An 18,344-nucleotide genomic window follows, 5' to 3' on the forward strand; every position below is an offset into this window, starting at 1 on the left:
CCAGGTCATCGCCCGTCAACAGGAGTGACGGCGCGCTTCATCGCTCCTGCGGCTCGCCGCGGACCGGGAGTCCGCACGCGCGGTAGATCTCGTCGAGGACCCCCATGTTCGCGACGGCGTCGGCGGGCGAGGTGACGACCGGGCCCTTGTCCAGCACCGCCGACGCGAAGGCCGACAGCTGGCAGTCGTAGCTCGAGGGGGTACGACTGAGGCGCTCCCGCCGCACCACGCGCCCTCCCTCACCGCGCGGTGCGCGGACGGTGAGCCGGTGATAGAGCTGCGGCATCACGAAGTTGATCACGTCCAGCTCACCGGCGGACCCGATCGCCCGGGCCCGGATCGACAGCAGACGACGCGACCACATGGACGCACGGACACGTCCAACAGCCCCGCCCGGAAAGGTGAGTTCGGCACTCATCGCACGGTCGACGCGCGGGTCCTTGCGCAGGGTCAGCATCCGGGCGGCCGTCACCGCCGGGTCGCCTCCGCCGAGGAGCCGGGCGACGTGGACCGCGTAGCAGCCGGCGTCCATGGTCGCGCCGCCCGCCAGTCCGTAGTCGTACCGGATGTCGCTGAACCGGGGCAGCGGGAAGCACACCTCGGCCTCGACGCGCTGCAGTTCGCCGAGTTCACCGCTCTCCACGATCTCCCGCATGCGCGTGGCAAGCGGGTGGTGACGGTAGTGAAACGCCTCCATCACCACCAGGCCGCTCCGCGCGAAAGCCTCGGCCGCGGCTTCCGCGACCCGCTCCGCCTCGGCACGGTTCGCGGCGAACGGCTTCTCGCACAGCACGTGCTTGCCCGCCCGCAGCGCCTTCAACGTCCACTCCGCGTGCAGCCCGTTGGGCAACGGCACGTATACGGCGTCCACTTGTGGGTCTTCAAGCAGCGCGTCGTAGCCGGTGTGCACGTCGGGGATGCCGTGCTTGCGGGCGAACTCCTCGGCGCGGCTCCGGTCACGAGCGGCGACCGCGGTCACCGTGACGCGGGGGTTCCGGCTCGCGGGTTTGATCAGCGCGCTCGGCGCGATGGCGGCGGCTCCCAGCAGGCCGATTCCGAGGGTTTGGGGCGGGGGGTTCGGGGTGCTTGTCATGACAGGCGGTACGGAGCCTCGGCTTCGCGTGCTCAGCCTCGGGCACGGGCCTTGCGGGCGAGGGTGGGGCAGCAAGCCAGACCCCGTCACGTCGCGTACCGGCGCGGCATGGTCGCGAAGATTCCCCCGATCCCTTCATATGCGCTATTTCACGCCGCCCGGGCGGAGTTGACTGGAACCGTCGTCAGGGAGGGGACTTTGACAACTTTGCAGAGCAAACGCCCCGTTCGCGTCATTGCCGCTGAACAGCTGGACTTCGCAGAGGAGTTGATCGGGCTCTTTGACCGTACGGATGCCCGGCGGCCCGGCTGGGAGGAGACCGTCTCCCGTGCGCGGGCCCGGATCGCCGATCCGCACCACTATCTCGCCGTGATCGGAGAGTTCTCCAGCGGCAAGAGCACCTTCGTCAACGCCCTGCTGCAGGCGGAGTTGTTCCCGTCCAGCGCACTGCCCGCGACGGGCGCCGCGGTACAGGTCCGGCACGGTCCCGCGTTCCATGTCCGCGCGGTGTTCGGCGACGGCAGCGAGTGGACGGTCACCGGGAGCGTCCCGGACGCCGTCGCCGGGTCCGGCCCGCTGCGTCCGGTACGAGCGCCCGCGGGCGCCGGGGTACCCGGCACGGTCCTCACCCCGGACGAGGTACGCGCTCGGCTCGCGGGGCTCGCTCCCCGGGCGGCGCTGGCCGTGCTGAGCACCGATCCGTCGGTCGCGCCATCCGTACGGGAGTTGCGGGTGCGCTACCCGGCTCCCCTGCTGGAGTCCGGGCTGGTGCTCATCGACACACCCGGCGCGAATGCGGCGAACGAGGGGCCGGGTCCGGCGCACGACCGTATCGCCGCCGACGCGGCGGCCCGCGCCGATGCCGCGGTGGTGGTCATGTCCCGTGCCCAGGTGCTGGCGGCCTCGCTCAACGACTTCCTCGCCGACGCCCTGGACGAGGGCGTCCTCGCCCACAGCGTCTTCGTCGTCACCCGCGCGGACGAGGAGGACGGAGAGGGCGAGGAGGACGAGGACCAGGCACAGGCGCGATCCCGCCATGATGCCGTCGCCCGCGTCGCCGCGCTGACCGGGCTCACGGACCCGCCGGTCGTGCTGGCCTCGCCCAAGGAGGTGCTGGCGGTCCTGCGGACGGGAGCTGCCGGGGACGGTGCCGCGACGGTCTGGGTCGAGCGGTTCGACCGGACCCGCGCCTGGCTGCTGCGGACCGTCGAGGCCCGGCGTGCGGCAGCCGTCGACGACACGGTGCTGCGGCTGGTGCAGAGCCTGCAGCAGGGGCTGGAGGAGGGCCTGACCGCCGAGATCCGTGATCTCGACCGACGGCGTCAGGAGCTGGAACTGGTCGCCCCCGCCGACATGGGCGGCTTCCTCGCCGACCAGGTCACGTCCCACACCACCGGCCTGCGCGCCGTCGAACGGCAGGTCGTCGCGGCCGTACGGGCCGAGTGCGGCATGCACCGGGCGGCGGCGGTCGCGTCGGTGACGGCCGCCACCGACGCCTGCGCCAACGGCAAGGAGTTGCAGCAGGCTCTTTCCGGGCCGGTACCCCAGCAGGTGCGTCAGTGCGTGGACCGCTTCCTGGAGAACGCCGCCGTCACGACCCGGACGCACTTCGACCGCCGCCTGACGAGGCTCTCCGCCGCGCTGTTCGACGATTTCGGCGAGGTGTTCGGGCAGTTGGACCGGATCGACCCGGCCCCGCTGCGCGAGCACGCGCCGGACACCCCTCCCGCGCCCGTCTCCGTGACCTCCGGCGCCTTCGCCGCCGCCGGCACCCTCGCCGCCGACGACAGTCGGCGGGACCGCCTGTCGTTCGGCTGGGGTGCGGGTGCCGGCGCGGCCATCGGCACCATGATCCTGCCCGGTGTCGGGACTCTGGTCGGCGGCGCTCTGGGGCTCTTCCTCGGTGGCATGTTCACCCGCGACATCGCCGAGGTGCGCGGGCAGGCCGTACAGAAGGCGACCGCGTCGGTCGGCGAGCTGTTCGACACCGCGCAGCGGGCCGCCGTCACAGCCGTCGCCGAGACCCGGGCCGCCGCCTGCGCCGAGATCGACCGGCAGGCGGAGTGGTATCGCACGGCCTACCGCAAGGCCGTGGACGTCCTGCACCGGTCGCATGCCGACGAGCAGGCGGCGCTCACCGCACGCGCCGACCGGCTCGGCGAGGCCGTGGGGCAGGTGGCCGGCTTCGCCGCGCACGTCGCGGCCGAGCGGGCCCGACTGCGTGTGGTCGGTCCCCTGCGTCCCACCGATCCCTTCGGAGGCATCCATGAATGACGCGCCGATCCCGTCGCAGGCACCCCCGGACGGCCCGGACCGCACCGGCCCGCAGGCGGCCGTCGACACCTGGGTGAGCGAGGTCCGCGCCCTGGCCGACGAGGCCCGGACGCCCGGGCTGGCCAACGATCTGACCGACATCCTCGTCCAGGCCGCCAGGCCGGGCGTGCGCGTGGCGGTCACCGCCACCCTGGCTCGCTTCAGCGACCTGGTCGTCGAGCAGTTCCTGGGGCGTCGGGTGCTGCCCGCCGAACGACGCTCCCCCGACCCGGTCCTGGTCACCGTCGTCCCCGGACCGGCACCGGCGGCCGATGCGAGCGGCACAGGCCGTACAGACGGCACCGGCGACATGGGCGACACCGGCAACACCGGCAACACGGGCGACGGTTGGGTCCCCCTCGCCGACGGTCTCGAACCCCCGAGCCGGGCCGACGGGACGGCGCGGCGCGGCTGTCGCCTGCGTGTGGCCGCCGGTCCGGGCGTGTCCCTGCCCGACGGTGTCGAGCTGCTCAGCTGCCCCGAGGTCCACGACGGCGGCCGCACCCCCGTCCCGCCGTCCCTGCTCGGCGCCGACGCCGCCGTCGTCGTCGTGTCGGCCGCCGCGCCGCTGACCCAGCACGAAAGCAGGCTGATCGAGCGCCTGTCGGCCTGGTACGGCTCGGCGCGCCTGCTGGTCGTGGTGACCCGGCTCGATCTGGTCGATCCGGACGAACGCGACGAGCTCGTCGCGTTCGTGCACCGCCGGGCCGGGGCACTGTCCCCCGCGCCGAGGGTCGTGGTGCAGGAGGCCGGTACGGGCCCCGAGGACCCGTCGGCGCGTGCCACGCTCCACGCGTGGCTGGAGGCCGCGGTGCTGCCCGGTGCCGCGGCCGCCCGCCGCGAGCGCCTGGCGCACCGGCTCGCCGGCTGCCTCTCACAGGTCCGTGAAACGGCCGACGAACGGCTGCGGGCCCGGAAGGCGCGGGAAGCGGCCCGCGCCGAGGCACGGGAGGCCGCACGCCGGGCGCACGAGGACGAGCTGCGCGTCTTCGACGAACTGCGGGTCGAGGTGCAGGCCCGCCACAACCAGACCCTGTCGGAGTTCCTGAGCGACCGCGACCGCTTCCGCGAGCGGCTACTGCGCGATCTGCTCCAGCAGGCGAAACGGTCGCCGGACCCGGCGGCCTGGTGGCAGCAGGAGGCCGTCTACCAGCTGGACACCCGGCTGTCGGCCTGGCGCGCGGGCGCCCGCCAGGCGCTCCAGGAGACGAGCGTCCGGTACGTGGAGCGGCTCGACGACCGCCTGGAGCGGCGGTTCGGGGTCCGTACCGACGCGTCGCCGCGGAGCGGACCGGCCGACGACGTCCCCCCGGTGGACGCCGGAACACTCCCGGTGACCCCGCTGCGCCACCGGCGGCTGCTGTACCGCATGGGACCGACCGGTGTCGCCGCGCTCGGGGTGCTGCTCGTCCCGGGCATCGGACCGGTGGCCGGGCTCGTCACCTCCCTCGTCGGCACCGGCCTGGCCGAGATACGGCTGCGGACCCTGGCCGAGGAACAGTTCCAGCTTGTCCGGCGGCAGTTGCCCCCACTCGTCGACACGGTGCTGAGTGCCGAGAGCGGCAACGTCACCGCGCAACTGGCCGAGGCCCACCGGCACATGGAGAACGCGGTGCTGCGCCTGCGCCGGCAGTGGCGCAGCCGCGGACCGGACGAGGGCCCGGAGAAGCCCTCCGACGCGGTCGAGGACGCCTGCGACTGGGCGGACGTCGGCCGTCGTGCCGGGCTGCTCGCCGAGCGCATCCTGGCCGAGGCCGGCCGCGGCCCCGTCATCACGGACGCGGCCGGAGCGGCCTCGCGGGACACCCGCCACCGGCAGCACGGTGAGCGTGCGGGACGTGCCCGGACCTCGTCCTCCGGGGACGGTACGACGTCCTCCGGAAACGGCACGACGCTCGGAAAGGAGCGTGACGCATGACTGCGATCAGCACGGGGACGGGCGGGACGGACCGTTCCGACTTCGACCAGTTCCGCCGACTGCAGCAGGAGCTGACGGAAATCGCCGACGACCTGACCGGCGTCGTCTCGGCCCTCGGGCAGAACCACTTGGCCAAGTCGGCCCGGGAGGTGTCGGCAAAGGTGGCGAACGACCGGTTCACGGTCCTGGTCGTCGGTGAGTTCAACGCGGGCAAGAGCACGGTGGTCAACGCCATGCTCGGCCGGAAGGTGCTGCCCGCCTCGATCAAGCCGACCACGGCCGTGCTGACCGTCGTCCGCTGGGGCGAGCAGCCGACCGCGACCCTCTACGCCGCCGACCGCGCCAGCCTGGACGGCCTGGACCGCACGCCGGTGCCGGTCCCGGTCGACTCGCTGGAGAAGCACCTCGTGATCGGCGACCGGAGCGACGCCGAACCCGGCTGGGGCCTGGCGGAGTTGCTCTGGCCGCTCCCGGTCTGCCGGAACGGTGTGGATGTCGTCGACTCGCCCGGCCTCAACGACCACCCCGACCGTGAAGTCATCACCATGGACTTCCTCGGCCGGGCCGACGCGGTCGTCTTCGTCCTGAGCGCCCTGCAGGCGCTCAAGAACAGCGAACGCTCCTTCGCCGACGAGTACTTGCGGCTGTTCCGGCACGACAACTTCTTCTTCCTGGTCAACCGGATGAACCAGGTCGACGAGGACGAGGCGGGCCCCCTGCTGCGCGACATCCGGGACCAGGTGCGCGGCAACTGGGACATCCGTCCCGAGCGGGTGCTTCCGGTGAACGCCCTGGCGGCACTGAAGAGCCGGCAGAACGGCGATCCCACGCTCGCCGCGTCGGGGCTGCCGGAGTTCGAGAGGGACCTGGAACGCTTTCTGACCACCGAACGCGGCCGGCTGAAGGTCGTACCACCCGCCCTGGAGATCCAGCGGCTCACCGCCGAGGCGCGCGGCGGCATCGAGGACACGGCGGCACTGCTCGACGTCGACGTGGAGAAGCTCTCCACCGAGTACGAGAGGCAGCGTGGTCCGCTGGAGTCGCTCGGCCGGGACCACCAGATCATCGTCCGCACCATCGACAACCACCTCGCGGAGACCCGCGTGCTGGTGGAGGAGTCCGCCCGCGCGTGCCTGAACCGGGCGGCCGCCCAGTGCGCGACGTGGGCGGCCGAGGTGGAACGGCAGAACAAGGTCGGCTTCAACGTGTTCAAGGCGCGCCAGAATCTGACGGCCGTCGTCGAGGAGATCGGCACCGGTCTCGGCGAACGTGTCCAGCGGCATGTCGCCGACTGGGAGAAGGAGGAACTGACCGCCCTGCTCACGGCCCGGACCACGGATCTGGCGGAGACGGTCGGGGACGACCTCACCTCCTTCGTGCAGGACCTGAGGGGGATCCGGCTGTCGTTCCGGGGAAAGACGGATGTGCCGATGGAGAAACTTCCGTCGCCCGGGGAGCGGAGTGCGGCGTTGGCCGCCGGTCTGCTCCTCGATCCCGGATCGGCTCTGGTGGGTGCCCAGTTCGGCTTCAAGGAAATGCTCAAGGGGGTACTGCCACAGCTCGCGCTGGCCATCGGGGTCGCCTTCGTCGGCTTCGGGCCCGGCGCTCTGCTCCTCACCCTGTTCGGCAGCGGGGTGATCCGCACCGTGATCAAAAAGGGCAAGTTCGACGCCCAGCTCGTCACCACCGTGGCCGACACCACGGCGGAGCGGTTGCGTGCGGATGCACCGGCGGCTGCCCGGCGGATCGCGGGCAAGACGTTCCAGCATCTCTCCACGATCCGCGAGAAGACCGATGAGCGGCTCGCCGCGGAACTCGCCAAGGTCGCCGAGAGCGTCCAGTTCGCGCTCCGGCAGCGTGACGAGAACCGGCGGGACGCCGAGACGGCGAAGCGGGAACTGGGCGAGCGACGCAACGACCTGAACTCGATCGACCAGCGCGCGGCGGCGGTACTGCAGCGCTGGGTGAGCGGGGACTGACCGGGGCAGGGGAACCGGACGGGCCGGATCACGCGGGATCGGACGGGGTCAGGCCGGGTGATCCGGCACGGCCGGGGTGTCCGGTGCATCCGGTGCGTCCGGCCCCGTATCGGGGGTGGTGTCCGGTGCGTCGGTCCATCCGATGCACGGGTCACCGGCCGGATCGTGGCTGAACGAGGCATGGCCGGAAGGTCCGTGAGGGTCCGGGGCGCGCGCGGCGTCACCTGCGGCAGGGTGCGTGCCCGGACGGAGCTCGTCGGAGCCGGGTCCGTGCAGCAGGTGCTGCAGTCCCAGCGCGGCCAGCTGGCCCGCCGCCCCGGCCGCGGCGGTGCGGACGAAGTCGCCGACCCCACCGGAACCGACGGGACCAGCGTCGGCGGCCCGCCCGGGGCCCGGCAGCGGAACCCAGCCGGCAGGCTCCGGAAGACATGTCCACGCGGGGCCGCTGAACCTCTTCTCCGGTATCCGTACGACCACTTCCCGGAAAGCGGCCGGGTCCAGTCCCGGATAGCCCTGCGCGACGACGTCGCGGTACAGCGTCTCGGAGACGATGACGGCGAGATCGCGGTCCGGGCCGCCCGCGAGCACCGACCGGAGCACGTCGGAGTCGACCAGTCGGCACACCGCCACGACGGCTTCCCCGGCGTAGCCGGACGCTCCGCGGTGTACGACGCCCTCCGTGAACGCGGTGCGCAGCCGCATGTGACGGCTGGTCACCACCCGGGAGTTGACGCGGTCGAGGGCGCCGCCCAGGCCGGCCAGTATCCGGCTGAGGACCGCGGGCTCGTCGATGCCCTGGGGAAGAACCAGCAGCAGTCCGTCTCCCCGGTCCTGTCTGCCGATGGCCGACAGGGACACCCGGGCGTGCTGGAGAGCGGCCCGCACCACGATGGTCAACTGCTCCTGGAGCGCCAGATGGTCGACGTTCCCGCGGCGGCTGTACTGCTCGATGTCGAGGGCCATGCACAGGCGTCGTTCACCCGGCGGCAGGACTGGACGCGTCGGCCGCCCCTTCACGCCCGGTCCCCTCCCCGCACGCCCGGCTCTCCTTCCCGCACGCCCGGTTCCCCTCTCCGCACGCCCGGCTCCCCCTCCCGTACACCTGGGTTTCCTCCCCGCACGGTCCGGCCCTCCGCCACGGCGCGCAGCCGGCAGGTGTCGATCACGAACATCCTGCGGTAGCGGGTGCTGATCACTCCTGCCTCACGCAACGCGGACAGCGCCCGCCGCACGCTCTGCTCGGTCGACCCGACGAGCTCCGCCAGGTCGGCCTGGCTCAGAGGCGCTCCGATGAGCACACCCTCCGGGGTGTCCTTGCCGTACACACTCGCCAGCCGCCGCACCACCCGGGCCAGCCTCATCAGCACGGGCACCCCGTTGAGGTCGGTCCGGTGGCTGGTCGACTCGCGGAGTTTGGCGGTGACCGTGCGCTGCAGGGCGAGCGCGGTGACGGGGTGCCCGGCAATGTGGGTGAGCAGTTGCCCGCCCGCGATGACGCGCGCCCAGGTCGGCACGGCGGCGAAGACGGTCGCCGACCGCGGTCTGCCGTCCAGCACCGCGATCTCGCCGACGACATCCCCCGGTACCCGGATGGCGAGCAGGGCGCGGTTGCCGTCCGTGTTCTCCCCGACGACCTTCAAAAACCCCCGGAGCACGACGAAGCACTGCGTGCCGTCTTCGCCCGCCGTCATCAAGGCGCTGCCGCGCTCGTACCGCCGGGTGGTGCCCAGCGCCAGCAACTCGCGCCGCTCCCGCTCCGGCAGTGCGGCGAGAAAGCCCCGGAGCGGCCAGGGCTCGGCTGCTTCGGCAGAACGCTCGGTCACGATGACGGTTTCCTTCCCCCATGCGCGAGAGTGGCACACCTCATCCCTCTTCCGTATTCACTATGCCAAATGCCCTGAGTTCTGCCAGTAGTTGCGGTAGGGCAACGGGCCGCAGAGGCAGTAGGGGGCGTCGTCGGGGGTACGGCACTGCCGGAGACCGCTTCCTCCGGCCTCCGGCAGCGCCTCCCACGGATCAGCCTTCTGCCACGGATCAGCCTCCTGGTGTCCCGCCCGTGGTGGTCGCGCCGGTACCGCCACCAGTCGTCGCACCGGGCCCTGTGGTCGCCCAGTCGTCGTACCAGCCCTGCGGTCGCCGCCCAGAGGCGCACTGGCCGCAGACTCGCCACGGAATCCAGCCTGCTTCGGCCGCGCCGGTTTGTCCAGTTCTGGGGGTTCGCCGTGCCCCCGAGGGACTGCGCGGCCACTCCAACTCCCCTCGCACACGACCCGTTTGGCCCGCTTCGGCGGCGAGCAGAACCCCTCCGGGACGGTGCTGTGGCGGGATACAGGGGGCGGTATGGGGGCGATATGGCTGACCGCGGTGGTGGTGGTCGTGGGCGGTGCGTTCGCCGGGTGGCGGCGGCATCTGTTCCCCGGCGGCTGGGCCTTCGCCCTCGCGTCCCGGTTCGCCGCCGAACGGCGTGAGCTGGCCCGGGCACGGACGAGGGTGCGCGGACTGGAAGGGGCCGCCCACGCGGACGAGTCGGCGGCGCGGGCCGAGCTGGCGGAACAGGAGCAGCGGCACCGGAGCGAGCTGCGGTCCCGGGAACGGCTCATCGCCACGCTGAACAACCCCGGCACGGGCCGACGGCTGGGGAGCCTCGGGGAAGTGACCCTGAACGAGCACGTCGTGGTGGCGAGGGACGCCAAGAGCGTGCGGCACACGCTTCAACTCGCCGGGCTCGGTGTGGAGTTCGACTGGGGCGAGGAGAGCTACTACGTCTACCTCGTCCGGACCGACGGACGCCGGGTGCGGGTCGACTACCCACGTACCGGCGTGAGTTCGGAGGAGACGGAGCAGAAGCAGCGGCAGGAGACGCGTTACACCGAGAAGCAGGTGCGGGACTTCGCGGACGTGGTCCGGGACGCCGTCGCGCAGGAGAACGCCTTCCGTGCCCGTCTCCCCCAGCGCCTGAAGGAGACCGAGGCCGAACTCGACCGCGTCCGTGAGGACACCGCCGCCCAGGAGCGGGCGCGCGAGCGGCTGGCCAGGATCGAGGCACGCAACAAGGACAACCCCCATCTCCGGGACGCACGCGAGGAGTTGGAGGCCGAGCGGCGGAAGTGGCGGGTGCTGACCGGGAAGATGCCGCCCGGATAGCGGAGGGAGCGGTGTCGGCCCGGTGGCGCCGGGCCGACGGGGGGGCGAGGTCAGTCCTCGATCAGCGTCACGTTCCGTTCGCCGGTCGCGTGGAACACCGGCAGGAAGGCGATACCCGAGGGGTGCAGTTCGGTGACGGTCGCCTCCACCTGGGCCGCGCCGGGGAGCAGGGCGTCGTCCGGGACCTGGCCGGAGTTGGTCCAGCGGTGCCGGACTCCGTCGCAGGTGGCACGGGTGCCGCCGATGCCGTACTTGACGCGGGAGTCGTCCTGGGCGACGGAGGAGCTGACGAACACCGGCCCGGTGGCGCCCAGGCAGCGGTAGGTGCCGGAGAGGGTCACGGTGCCGTCCTCCTCGATCGTGGCGACCGGGTCGACGGTGACGCTCTCGGACGGGGCCGCGGTGGCGGCCGGTGCGGCGACGGCGCACAGCAGCGCGGCGGCGACGGGCACGGCGGCGAGGGCGGGGCGTACGGACATGGGGGTGCCTCCCGGTCGGGGTTCCAAGGGTCCATGGGGATGGTTCCTGGGGTGGAGTTCCCCCCTGGCGCCGGGCGCCCCCGGGGCCGGGCGCGATCATCACCCGAGCGGTGGCACCGCACTGGGCCGGGCGTACCACCCACCCCTCGCACCGGTGGTGACCAGCACTGATGTCGAAGATCTAAAATGATCAACGTGTCCGAGCAGCACACCCCCAGGTCTCTCATCGTCACGCTCTACGGCGCGTACGGCCGCTCCATGCCGGGTCCGATGCCCGTCGCGGAACTGATCCGGCTGTTGGCCGCGGTCGGCGTCGACGCCCCTTCGGTGCGCTCCTCGGTGTCCCGCCTCAAGCGCCGCGGCCTGCTGCTGCCCGCCCGTACGGCCGAGGGCGCCGCCGGGTACGAACTCTCCGCCGAGGCACGCCAGTTGCTTCAGGACAGCGACCGCCGCACCCACAGCGCCGGGCCCGCCGAGGACGCGGGCTGGGTGCTCGCGGTGTTCTCGGTGCCCGAGTCGGAGCGCCAGAAGCGGCACGTCCTGCGCTCCCGGCTGGCCGCCCTCGGCTTCGGCACGGCGGCGCCCGGGGTGTGGGTGGCCCCGGCGCGGCTGTACGAGGAGACCCGGCGCGTGCTGGGCCGGCTGGGCCTGGACCCGTACGTCGATCTGTTCCGGGGCGATCACCTCGGTTTCGCGGCGACCGCCGAGGCCGTCGGCCGCTGGTGGGACCTCGCGGCGATCGCCAAGGAGCACGAACGGTTCCTCGACGCCCACGCGCCCGTGCTGCGGGCCTGGCGGCAGCGCGCGGACACCCCGCCCGAGGACGCCTACCGCGACTACCTGTCGGCCCTGGACTCCTTCCGGCACCTCCCCTACGCCGACCCCGGGCTGCCCGCCCGGCTGCTGCCCGCCGACTGGCCCGGCATCGCCTCGGCGGAGGTCTTCCGCGCCCTGCACGAGCGGCTGCGCGACGCGGGTGCCGCCTTCGCCGGAGTACGAGCCGGAGCCTGAGCCGGAGGCCGACCGCGCCGAGGTGTAAGCCGGAGCCCGTCCGCGCCAAGGTGCCGTCCGCACCGGGCCGTAAACCCCCGTCCGCGTGGAGTGACCGCGCCCACGCCTCGTGCGCGCGCGTGTACGGACGCGTACGGAAGTGACCTCGCCCGCCCCCGGATCGTTTGTGAATGTCGTCACGTAGGTGCGGCCGGACACTCCCCCGAGCCCGGCCGCGTCACACGTGTCACCGGGGTTCCACAACGCCGTAACGGCTGGCACGGGCAGGTGCGGCGGGGTTCCCGGGCGGGTAGGCAGCGGCTTGGCGGGGCCCTCGGGCACCGTCCGGCGGCCGCCGACCGACCGTGAGGGCGGGCCCGTACCATTTCCTACAGTCGAAAGCAGGACAGCCTGCTCCATGAACGGACTACTCGCCTTGCACGAACGCCCCACCGAATCGGCCTCCTGGCGCATCGCGCTGCCGCACACCGCCGCGGCGGTGCCGGTGGCGCGCGCGCTGGTGCGGTCGGCGCTGGCCGGGGTGGAGCACACGGCCGACAGCGACACCGCGGAGCTGCTCACGGCCGAGCTGGTCGCCAATGCCGTGGAGCACACCGCCGGGAGCGGCCCGATCGAGCTGGTCGTGGAGCTGCGGCCGAGCGGCTGCCAGGTCGAGGTGCACGACCCGGACCCGGCGCCGCCGGGCCATCTGACGCGTCCCGTGATCGAGGAGCCCGACCTCTGGCAGGAAGGAGGGCGTGGTCTGTTGCTGATCCGCGCCCTCAGTTCGTCCTGCGGTCACCGCCCCACCTCGTCGGGCAAGGCGGTCTGGTTCAGACTGCCTGTGGTTCCCGCTCAGCGACGCTCGGCGTGACCTCAAGGGCCTCGGGGGCCTCGACGCCGTCGGTGCCCCCGGTTCCCGCGCCCTTGGCCATCAGCGAGTGCCGGCGCCCGTAGGCGAAGTAGATGCCGAGGCCCACCGCGAGGAACACCGCGAACTGCACCCAGGTCTGCCAGCCCGTCTCGTACATCAGGTACAGGCAGAAGGCGACGCCGAGCAGCGGGGCGACCGGGTACAGCGGCACCCGGAACCCGCGCTTGAGGTCCGGCTGGCGGCGGCGCAGGGCGATCACGGCGATGTTGACGACGGCCATGATGGCGAGCGTGCCCATGGTGCACAGGTTCACCGTGGCGTCCAGCGAGGCGAAGGCCGCCGGGATCGCGAAGACGACGGCGACGATCAGCGTGCCCGCGACCGGCGTGGAGGTCTTCGGGGAGACCTTCTCGAAGACGCGCGGGACCAGGCCGTCGCGGGACATCGAGAGCAGGATGCGGGTCTGGCCGTACATCACGGCGAGGACCACGGAGGCGATGGCGACGACCGCGCCGAAGGCGATGACCCCGGCGCCGATCGCGGAGCCGGTGACCTCGTTGACGACGTACGACAGCGCCGCGGGGCGGCTGCCGACCTCCTTGCCGCCGATGGCGCCGATCGCGGCGACCGCGACCGCGCAGTACAGCAGCGTGACCAGGCCCATGCAGACGAGGATCGCGACCGGGATGTCCCGGCGCGGGTTCTTGGCCTCTTCACCGGCCGTGGTGATCGCGTCGAAGCCGATGTAGGAGAAGAACGCGGCGGTGGTGCCCGCGCCGATGCCGCCGAGGCCCGCCGGGGAGAACGGCGTGAGGTTGCCGTGCTTGAACGCGCTGTAGCCGATGGCGCAGAACGCGAGCAGGATGACCAGCTTGACCGCGGCCATGGCGGCGGTGGCCCGCGCGCTCTCGCGCACGCCGCGCACCAGCAGCACGGCGGCCATGGCGATGACGATGACGGCGGGCAGGTTCACGATGCCGCCGTCGCCGGGTCCGGCGGACAGCGCGGCCGGGATCTGCCAGCCGGTGAGGCTGTGCAGGAGTTCGTTGACGTACTCGCTCCAGCCGACCGCGACGGCCGAGATGGAGATGCCGTACTCCAGGAGCAGGCACCAGCCGACCAGGAAGGCGGTGGTCTCGCCGAGACCGGCGTAGGCGAAGGAGTACGAGGAGCCGGAGACCGGGATCGCGCCGCCCAGCTCCGCGAAGGAGAAGGCGGTGAACACACAGGTGATCGCGGCGAGGATGTACGAGACGACGACGGCCGGGCCGGCCTGTGCGACGGAGGAGGAGAGGCCGACGAAGATGCCGGTGCCCACGATGGCGCCGACGCCGAAGCAGATGAGCTGGAAGAGGCCCATGGTGCGCTTCAGACCGTGGCCCTCGCGGTCGGCGCCGGACTGGGCGACGAGCAGCTGCGGGGACTTGATGCGGGGAGCGGGCATAGGGGTGGTGCTCGTTTCTGGGTGGTGCGGACGGCCCGGGTGAGGCCGCTGCGTCGGCGCGGCGGGGGGTGGGGCCAGGCCGTCGGTCAGGATAAGGCCAGGTGAGGCGGGTCACGCAAGGGTTTGTGAGATATCGCCGAGCGTCGCCACCAGCACCGCCTTGATCGTGTGCATACGGTTCTCGGCCTCGTCGAAGACCACCGAGTGCGCCGATTCGAAGACCTCGTCGCTGACCTCCAGCTCGGTCAGTCCGTGCCGCTCGAAGATCTCGCGGCCGACGGTGGTGCCGAGGTCGTGGAAGGCGGGCAGGCAGTGCAGGAACTTCACGTCCGCGTTGCCGGTGGCGCGCAGCACGTCCATGGTGACGGCGTACGGGCCGAGCAGCGCGATCCGCTCGTCCCAGACCTCCTTGGGCTCGCCCATGGACACCCAGACGTCGGTGGCGACGAAGTCGGCGCCGCGCACGCCCTGCTCGACGTCCTCGGTGAGGGTGACGCGGGCGCCGGAGACCTCGGCGAGCTGCCGGGCCAGGGCGACGATCGTGTCGTCCGGCCACAGCACGCGGGGGGCGACGATCCGTACGTCCATGCCGAGCAGGGCGCCGGTGACCAGGTAGGAGTTGCCCATGTTGTAGCGGGCGTCACCGAGGTAGGCGAAGGTGATCTCCTCCAGGGGCTTGTCGGAGTGCTCGGTCATGGTGAGCACGTCGGCGAGCATCTGGGTGGGGTGCCACTCGTCGGTCAGGCCGTTGTAGACGGGGACGCCCGCGTGGGCGGCCAGCTCCTCGACGACGCCCTGGCCGTGCCCCCGGTACTCGATCGCGTCGTACATCCGGCCGAGCACCCGGGCGGTGTCCTTCACGGACTCCTTGTGCCCGATCTGGGAGCCGGCCGGGTCGAGGTAGGTGGTGTGGGCGCCCTGGTCGGCGGCGGCGACCTCGAACGCGCAGCGGGTGCGCGTCGAGGTCTTCTCGAAGACCAGCGCGATGTTCTTGCCGGTCAGATGCCGCGTCTCGGTCCCGGCGCGCTTGGCGGCCTTCAGCTCCGCGGCCAGCTCGACCAGACCGCGGAACTCCTCGGCGGAGAAGTCGATCTCCTTGAGGAAGTGGCGGCCGGCGAGGGCGGTCGGGACTGTCGCCATGGGGGCGCTCCAGGGGTACGGGTGCGGGGACTGCGGCAATTCTATACGAGACTTGGCATGGCTATTCATTTCGCGGCATGATTATGCGGAGTCTCACAGAGCCTCTCGCGTGCGCCCCCGCCTCACCTGCCCTCCGAGCGCCCGGGCCTCAGACCGCCTCCCGCTCCACCGGGCAGCTCATGCAGCGCGGCCCGCCTCTCCCCCGGCCCAGTTCGCTGCCCGGGATCTCGATGACCTCGATGCCCTGCTTGCGCAGATGGGTGTTGGTGGTGGCGTTGCGCTCGTAGGCGACGACGACGCCGGGCTCGACGGCGAGCACGTTGCAGCCGTCGTCCCACTGCTCGCGCTCGGCCGCGTGCACGTCCTGGGTGGCGGTGAGCACGCGGATCTCGCCGAGGCCGAGGGCGGCGGCGATGGCCCGGTGCATGTGCTCCGGCGGATGGTCGGTGACCTTCAGCTCCTTGTCGCCCACGCCCGGCTCGATGGTGTACGAGCGCAGCATGCCGAGCCCGGCGTACTGGGTGAAGGTGTCGCCGTCGACCATGGTCATCACCGTGTCGAGGTGCATGAAGGCCCGCCGCTTGGGCATGTCGAGCGCCACGATGGTGCGCGCGGAGCCCGCCGCGAACAGCTTGTGCGCGAGCATCTCCACGGCCTGCGGGGTGGTGCGCTCGCTCATGCCGATGAGGACCGCGCCGTTGCCGATCACCAGCACGTCGCCGCCCTCGATGGTGGAGGGGTAGTCGGCCTGGCCGCGCGACCAGACGCCGAAGGTCTCGTCCCGGAAGAGCGGGTGGTGCCGGTAGATCGCCTCGAAGTGCACGGTCTCGCGCTGCCGGGCGGGCCAGCGCATGGCGTTGATGGAGACACCGTCGTAGATCCACGCCGAGGTGTCGCGGGTGAAGAGGTGGTTGGGCAGCGGGCCGAGCAGGAAGTCGTCCAGGTCCATGACGTGGAAGCGGACCGAGGTGGGCTCCGCGTACGCGTCCAGGAACTCCCGCTTGGTCATGCCGCCGACCAGCGCCTCGGCCAGCGTGTCCGGGGTCATCCGGTCGAAGGCGGCGCGCAGATGGTCGGTGGCGAGCGGGCCGTACTCCTTCTCGTCGAAGACCCGGTCCAGGACCAGGGCGCGGGCCTCGGGGACGGCCAGGGTCTCGGTGAGCAGGTCGCCGAAGAGGTGGACCTCGACCCCGCGGTCGCGCAGCACGTCGGCGAACCCGTCGTGCTCGGCGCGCGCCCGGCGCACCCACAGCACGTCGTCGAAGAGGAGGGCGTCCTTGTTGCTCGGGGTGAGCCGTTTCAGTTCGAGGTCGGGGCGGTGGAGAATCACCCGGCGCAGCCGTCCGGCCTCGGAATCGACGTGGAATGCCATGCCTTCATCCTGGCCGTCCGCGACCGGATTCACGCGCTTCCCGACCGTTTCCGCGCCTCAGTTTTCGCCGTTGGTCGCGTCGGGCGACGGGAACCGGCGGGTCCGGAGTGCCGCATGCTCGGAGAGTGACAGGTGGCGCACGCGTGGTTCCCGTGATCCGTGTCGGGTGGTACACACAGCGGAACGCACGTGTTCCTGTCCGCCAGCAGGAAGGTTGCTCCCGCATGTCCGCATCACGACGTCAGGTCCTCGCCTCCACGAGCGCGGTGGGGGCGGGCATCGTCTTCACCGGTGCTCTCTCCGAACTCTTCGCGGGCACCGCCGCCGCCCGCTCGCTGGGCCGCACCGGTTACGGCCCGCTCGTCCCCGATCCCGACGGCCTGCTCGACCTGCCGAAGGGCTTCCGCTACCGGGTCCTCTCCCGCGAGGGCGCCCCGCTGCGCTCCGGCGAGGGCCCGGTGCCGTCCAACCACGACGGCATGGCCGCCTTCGGAGGACGGGGCGGCCGCACCCACCTCGTGCGCAACCACGAGAACCGCCCGACCGCCAAGATCCGGGTGCCCGCCGTCGAGGGCCTCACCTACGACCCGGAGGGCCACGGCGGCTGTACGGCCCTGGAGCTGGACTCCCGCAACCGGGTGCTGTCGGAACGGGTGGCCATCGCCGGTACGGCCGTGAACTGCGCGGGCGGCCGCACCCCCTGGGGCACCTGGCTGACCTGCGAGGAGACCGAGGACCGGGCGGGCGACAACGGCCACACCAAGGACCACGGCTTCATCTTCGAGGTCCACCCCACCGACCCGCACCGCACCGGCGCCGTCCCGCTGACCGCGATGGGCCGCTTCCAGCACGAGGCGATCGCGATCGACCCGCGCACCGGCGTCGTCTACGAGACCGAGGACGCCTTCCTCAAGCCCTTCGGCCTCTTCTACCGCTTCCTGCCGGACAAGCCGCTCGGCGGAGTGGGCTCGCTGCGCGCGGGCGGCCGGCTCCAGGCGATGCGGGTACCCGGGGTGCCCGATCTGTCGACCGTGCAGGAGACGGGGGCGAGCTTCGACGGCGTCGAGTGGGTGGACGTCCCCGACCCGCTGGCCGCCGCCACCCCGACCCGCCTCCAGGACTACGGCCCAGGCGGCATCACCCACGCCCAGAAGCTGGAGGGCTGCTACTGGGGCGGCACCTGCGTGTACTTCGTGTCGTCCTTCGCCCACCGGTCGGAGGGCTCCGGCGCCGACCACTACGGCCAGATCTGGCGCTACGACCCGCACCGGCGCCGTCTCACCCTGGTGATCGTCTTCGGCCCGGACACGGACGTCCAGCTGCCCGGCGAGTCCCCGGACAACATCTGCCTCGCCCCGAGCGGCGGCCTGATGGTGTGCGAGGACGGCAACGGCGCCCAGCACGTCTTCGGCGTCACCCGGGGCGGCGAGGTCTACGCGATGGCCCGGGGCAGGCAGAACATCGGCACCCCCGAGCAGCCGGAGTGGGGCGAGTTCGCGGGCGTCACCTTCTCCCCCGACGGGGAGACGATGTACGTCAACTGCTACACGCCCGGCACCACGTTCGCGGTGACCGGGCCCTGGCACGGGTAGCCGCAC

14 protein-coding genes are annotated in these 18,344 nt (G+C 72.2%); 7 read left to right on the plus strand and 7 right to left on the minus strand.

What is annotated here, in order from left to right:
* Positions 1-37: 37 nt before the first annotated feature.
* On the minus strand, positions 38-1,093 hold the full coding sequence (locus AB0E91_RS03795; RefSeq protein WP_361774624.1) for a Gfo/Idh/MocA family oxidoreductase: 1,056 nt from the start codon (positions 1,091-1,093) through the stop codon (positions 38-40).
* A gap of 267 nt (positions 1,094-1,360) precedes the next feature.
* On the opposite strand from AB0E91_RS03795, the gene AB0E91_RS03800 reads away from it, so the two are divergent.
* Genes AB0E91_RS03800 through AB0E91_RS03810 form a run of 3 tightly spaced genes read left to right on the plus strand, consistent with a single transcriptional unit; the run spans position 1,361 to position 7,303 of the window.
* Complete coding sequence (locus tag AB0E91_RS03800) at positions 1,361-3,367, plus strand: dynamin family protein (protein WP_361774627.1); 2,007 nt, start codon at positions 1,361-1,363, stop codon at positions 3,365-3,367.
* Entirely contained in the window at positions 3,360-5,324 is a 1,965-nt protein-coding gene (locus AB0E91_RS03805; protein ID WP_361774630.1) for a hypothetical protein, read from the plus strand. Before AB0E91_RS03800 ends, AB0E91_RS03805 begins: the two co-directional genes overlap by 8 nt.
* Positions 5,321-7,303: a dynamin family protein gene (locus AB0E91_RS03810; RefSeq protein WP_361774633.1), complete on the plus strand. Its 1,983-nt coding sequence runs from the start codon at positions 5,321-5,323 to the stop codon at positions 7,301-7,303. Before AB0E91_RS03805 ends, AB0E91_RS03810 begins: the two co-directional genes overlap by 4 nt.
* A 48-nt stretch (positions 7,304-7,351) precedes the next feature.
* On the opposite strand, the gene AB0E91_RS03815 is transcribed toward AB0E91_RS03810, so the two are convergent.
* Positions 7,352-8,266, minus strand: coding sequence for a hypothetical protein (locus AB0E91_RS03815; protein WP_361774636.1), 915 nt, complete (start codon positions 8,264-8,266; stop codon positions 7,352-7,354).
* 50 nt (positions 8,267-8,316) lie between these two features.
* Positions 8,317-9,126: a Crp/Fnr family transcriptional regulator gene (locus tag AB0E91_RS03820; RefSeq protein WP_361774639.1), complete on the minus strand. Its 810-nt coding sequence runs from the start codon at positions 9,124-9,126 to the stop codon at positions 8,317-8,319.
* Between the two features lie 517 nt (positions 9,127-9,643).
* Between AB0E91_RS03820 and AB0E91_RS03825 the strand changes: the two genes are divergently transcribed.
* Positions 9,644-10,447 (plus strand): hypothetical protein, encoded by an 804-nt coding sequence (locus AB0E91_RS03825; RefSeq protein WP_361774642.1) that lies wholly within the window; start codon positions 9,644-9,646, stop codon positions 10,445-10,447.
* 50 nt (positions 10,448-10,497) lie between these two features.
* Here AB0E91_RS03825 and AB0E91_RS03830 read toward each other — a convergent pair whose 3' ends face one another.
* Entirely contained in the window at positions 10,498-10,926 is a 429-nt protein-coding gene (locus tag AB0E91_RS03830) for a DUF6299 family protein (protein WP_361774645.1), read from the minus strand.
* Positions 10,927-11,112: 186 nt separating this feature from the next.
* On the opposite strand from AB0E91_RS03830, the gene AB0E91_RS03835 reads away from it, so the two are divergent.
* Together AB0E91_RS03835 and AB0E91_RS03840 are read left to right on the plus strand one after the other, a co-directional pair.
* Entirely contained in the window at positions 11,113-11,937 is an 825-nt protein-coding gene (locus AB0E91_RS03835; protein WP_361774648.1) for a PaaX family transcriptional regulator C-terminal domain-containing protein, read from the plus strand.
* Between the two features lie 397 nt (positions 11,938-12,334).
* On the plus strand, positions 12,335-12,790 hold the full coding sequence (locus AB0E91_RS03840) for an ATP-binding protein (RefSeq protein ID WP_161180624.1): 456 nt from the start codon (positions 12,335-12,337) through the stop codon (positions 12,788-12,790).
* Here AB0E91_RS03840 and AB0E91_RS03845 read toward each other — a convergent pair.
* The 3 genes from AB0E91_RS03845 to AB0E91_RS03855 form a co-directional block, all read right to left on the minus strand.
* The gene (locus AB0E91_RS03845) at positions 12,750-14,234 is read right to left on the minus strand and encodes an amino acid permease (RefSeq protein WP_361774652.1); all 1,485 of its coding nucleotides are present in this window, start codon (positions 14,232-14,234) and stop codon (positions 12,750-12,752) included. The two genes, AB0E91_RS03840 and AB0E91_RS03845, sit on opposite strands and share 41 nt — an antisense overlap.
* Before the next feature lie 111 nt (positions 14,235-14,345).
* Positions 14,346-15,374 (minus strand): ornithine carbamoyltransferase, encoded by a 1,029-nt coding sequence (argF, locus tag AB0E91_RS03850; RefSeq protein WP_361774655.1) that lies wholly within the window; start codon positions 15,372-15,374, stop codon positions 14,346-14,348.
* A 148-nt stretch (positions 15,375-15,522) separates the two neighbouring features.
* Positions 15,523-16,746, minus strand: coding sequence for an arginine deiminase (locus AB0E91_RS03855; protein ID WP_361774658.1), 1,224 nt, complete (start codon positions 16,744-16,746; stop codon positions 15,523-15,525).
* Positions 16,747-16,970: 224 nt separating this feature from the next.
* Between AB0E91_RS03855 and AB0E91_RS03860 the strand changes: the two genes are divergently transcribed.
* Positions 16,971-18,338, plus strand: coding sequence for an alkaline phosphatase PhoX (locus tag AB0E91_RS03860; RefSeq protein WP_361774661.1), 1,368 nt, complete (start codon positions 16,971-16,973; stop codon positions 18,336-18,338).
* Positions 18,339-18,344: the final 6 nt, after the last annotated feature.

It is taken from the genome of Streptomyces sp. NPDC026659, from assembly GCF_040638245.1.
Classification (GTDB): Bacteria; Actinomycetota; Actinomycetes; order Streptomycetales; family Streptomycetaceae; genus Streptomyces.

What these genes read in the sequence shown, in the direction of transcription:
- AB0E91_RS03795 (WP_361774624.1), bottom strand. Translation starts at nt 1,093, where the DNA reads ATGACAAGCACCCCGAACCCCCCGCCCCAAACCCTCGGAATCGGCCTG.
- AB0E91_RS03805 (WP_361774630.1), top strand. Translation starts at nt 3,360, where the DNA reads ATGAATGACGCGCCGATCCCGTCGCAGGCACCCCCGGACGGCCCGGAC.
- AB0E91_RS03810 (WP_361774633.1), top strand. Translation starts at nt 5,321, where the DNA reads ATGACTGCGATCAGCACGGGGACGGGCGGGACGGACCGTTCCGACTTC.
- AB0E91_RS03815 (WP_361774636.1), bottom strand. Translation starts at nt 8,266, where the DNA reads ATGGCCCTCGACATCGAGCAGTACAGCCGCCGCGGGAACGTCGACCAT.
- AB0E91_RS03825 (WP_361774642.1), top strand. Translation starts at nt 9,644, where the DNA reads ATGGGGGCGATATGGCTGACCGCGGTGGTGGTGGTCGTGGGCGGTGCG.
- AB0E91_RS03830 (WP_361774645.1), bottom strand. Translation starts at nt 10,926, where the DNA reads ATGTCCGTACGCCCCGCCCTCGCCGCCGTGCCCGTCGCCGCCGCGCTG.
- AB0E91_RS03835 (WP_361774648.1), top strand. Translation starts at nt 11,113, where the DNA reads ATGATCAACGTGTCCGAGCAGCACACCCCCAGGTCTCTCATCGTCACG.
- AB0E91_RS03840 (WP_161180624.1), top strand. Translation starts at nt 12,335, where the DNA reads ATGAACGGACTACTCGCCTTGCACGAACGCCCCACCGAATCGGCCTCC.
- AB0E91_RS03845 (WP_361774652.1), bottom strand. Translation starts at nt 14,234, where the DNA reads ATGCCCGCTCCCCGCATCAAGTCCCCGCAGCTGCTCGTCGCCCAGTCC.
- argF (WP_361774655.1), bottom strand. Translation starts at nt 15,374, where the DNA reads ATGGCGACAGTCCCGACCGCCCTCGCCGGCCGCCACTTCCTCAAGGAG.
- AB0E91_RS03855 (WP_361774658.1), bottom strand. Translation starts at nt 16,746, where the DNA reads ATGGCATTCCACGTCGATTCCGAGGCCGGACGGCTGCGCCGGGTGATT.
- AB0E91_RS03860 (WP_361774661.1), top strand. Translation starts at nt 16,971, where the DNA reads ATGTCCGCATCACGACGTCAGGTCCTCGCCTCCACGAGCGCGGTGGGG.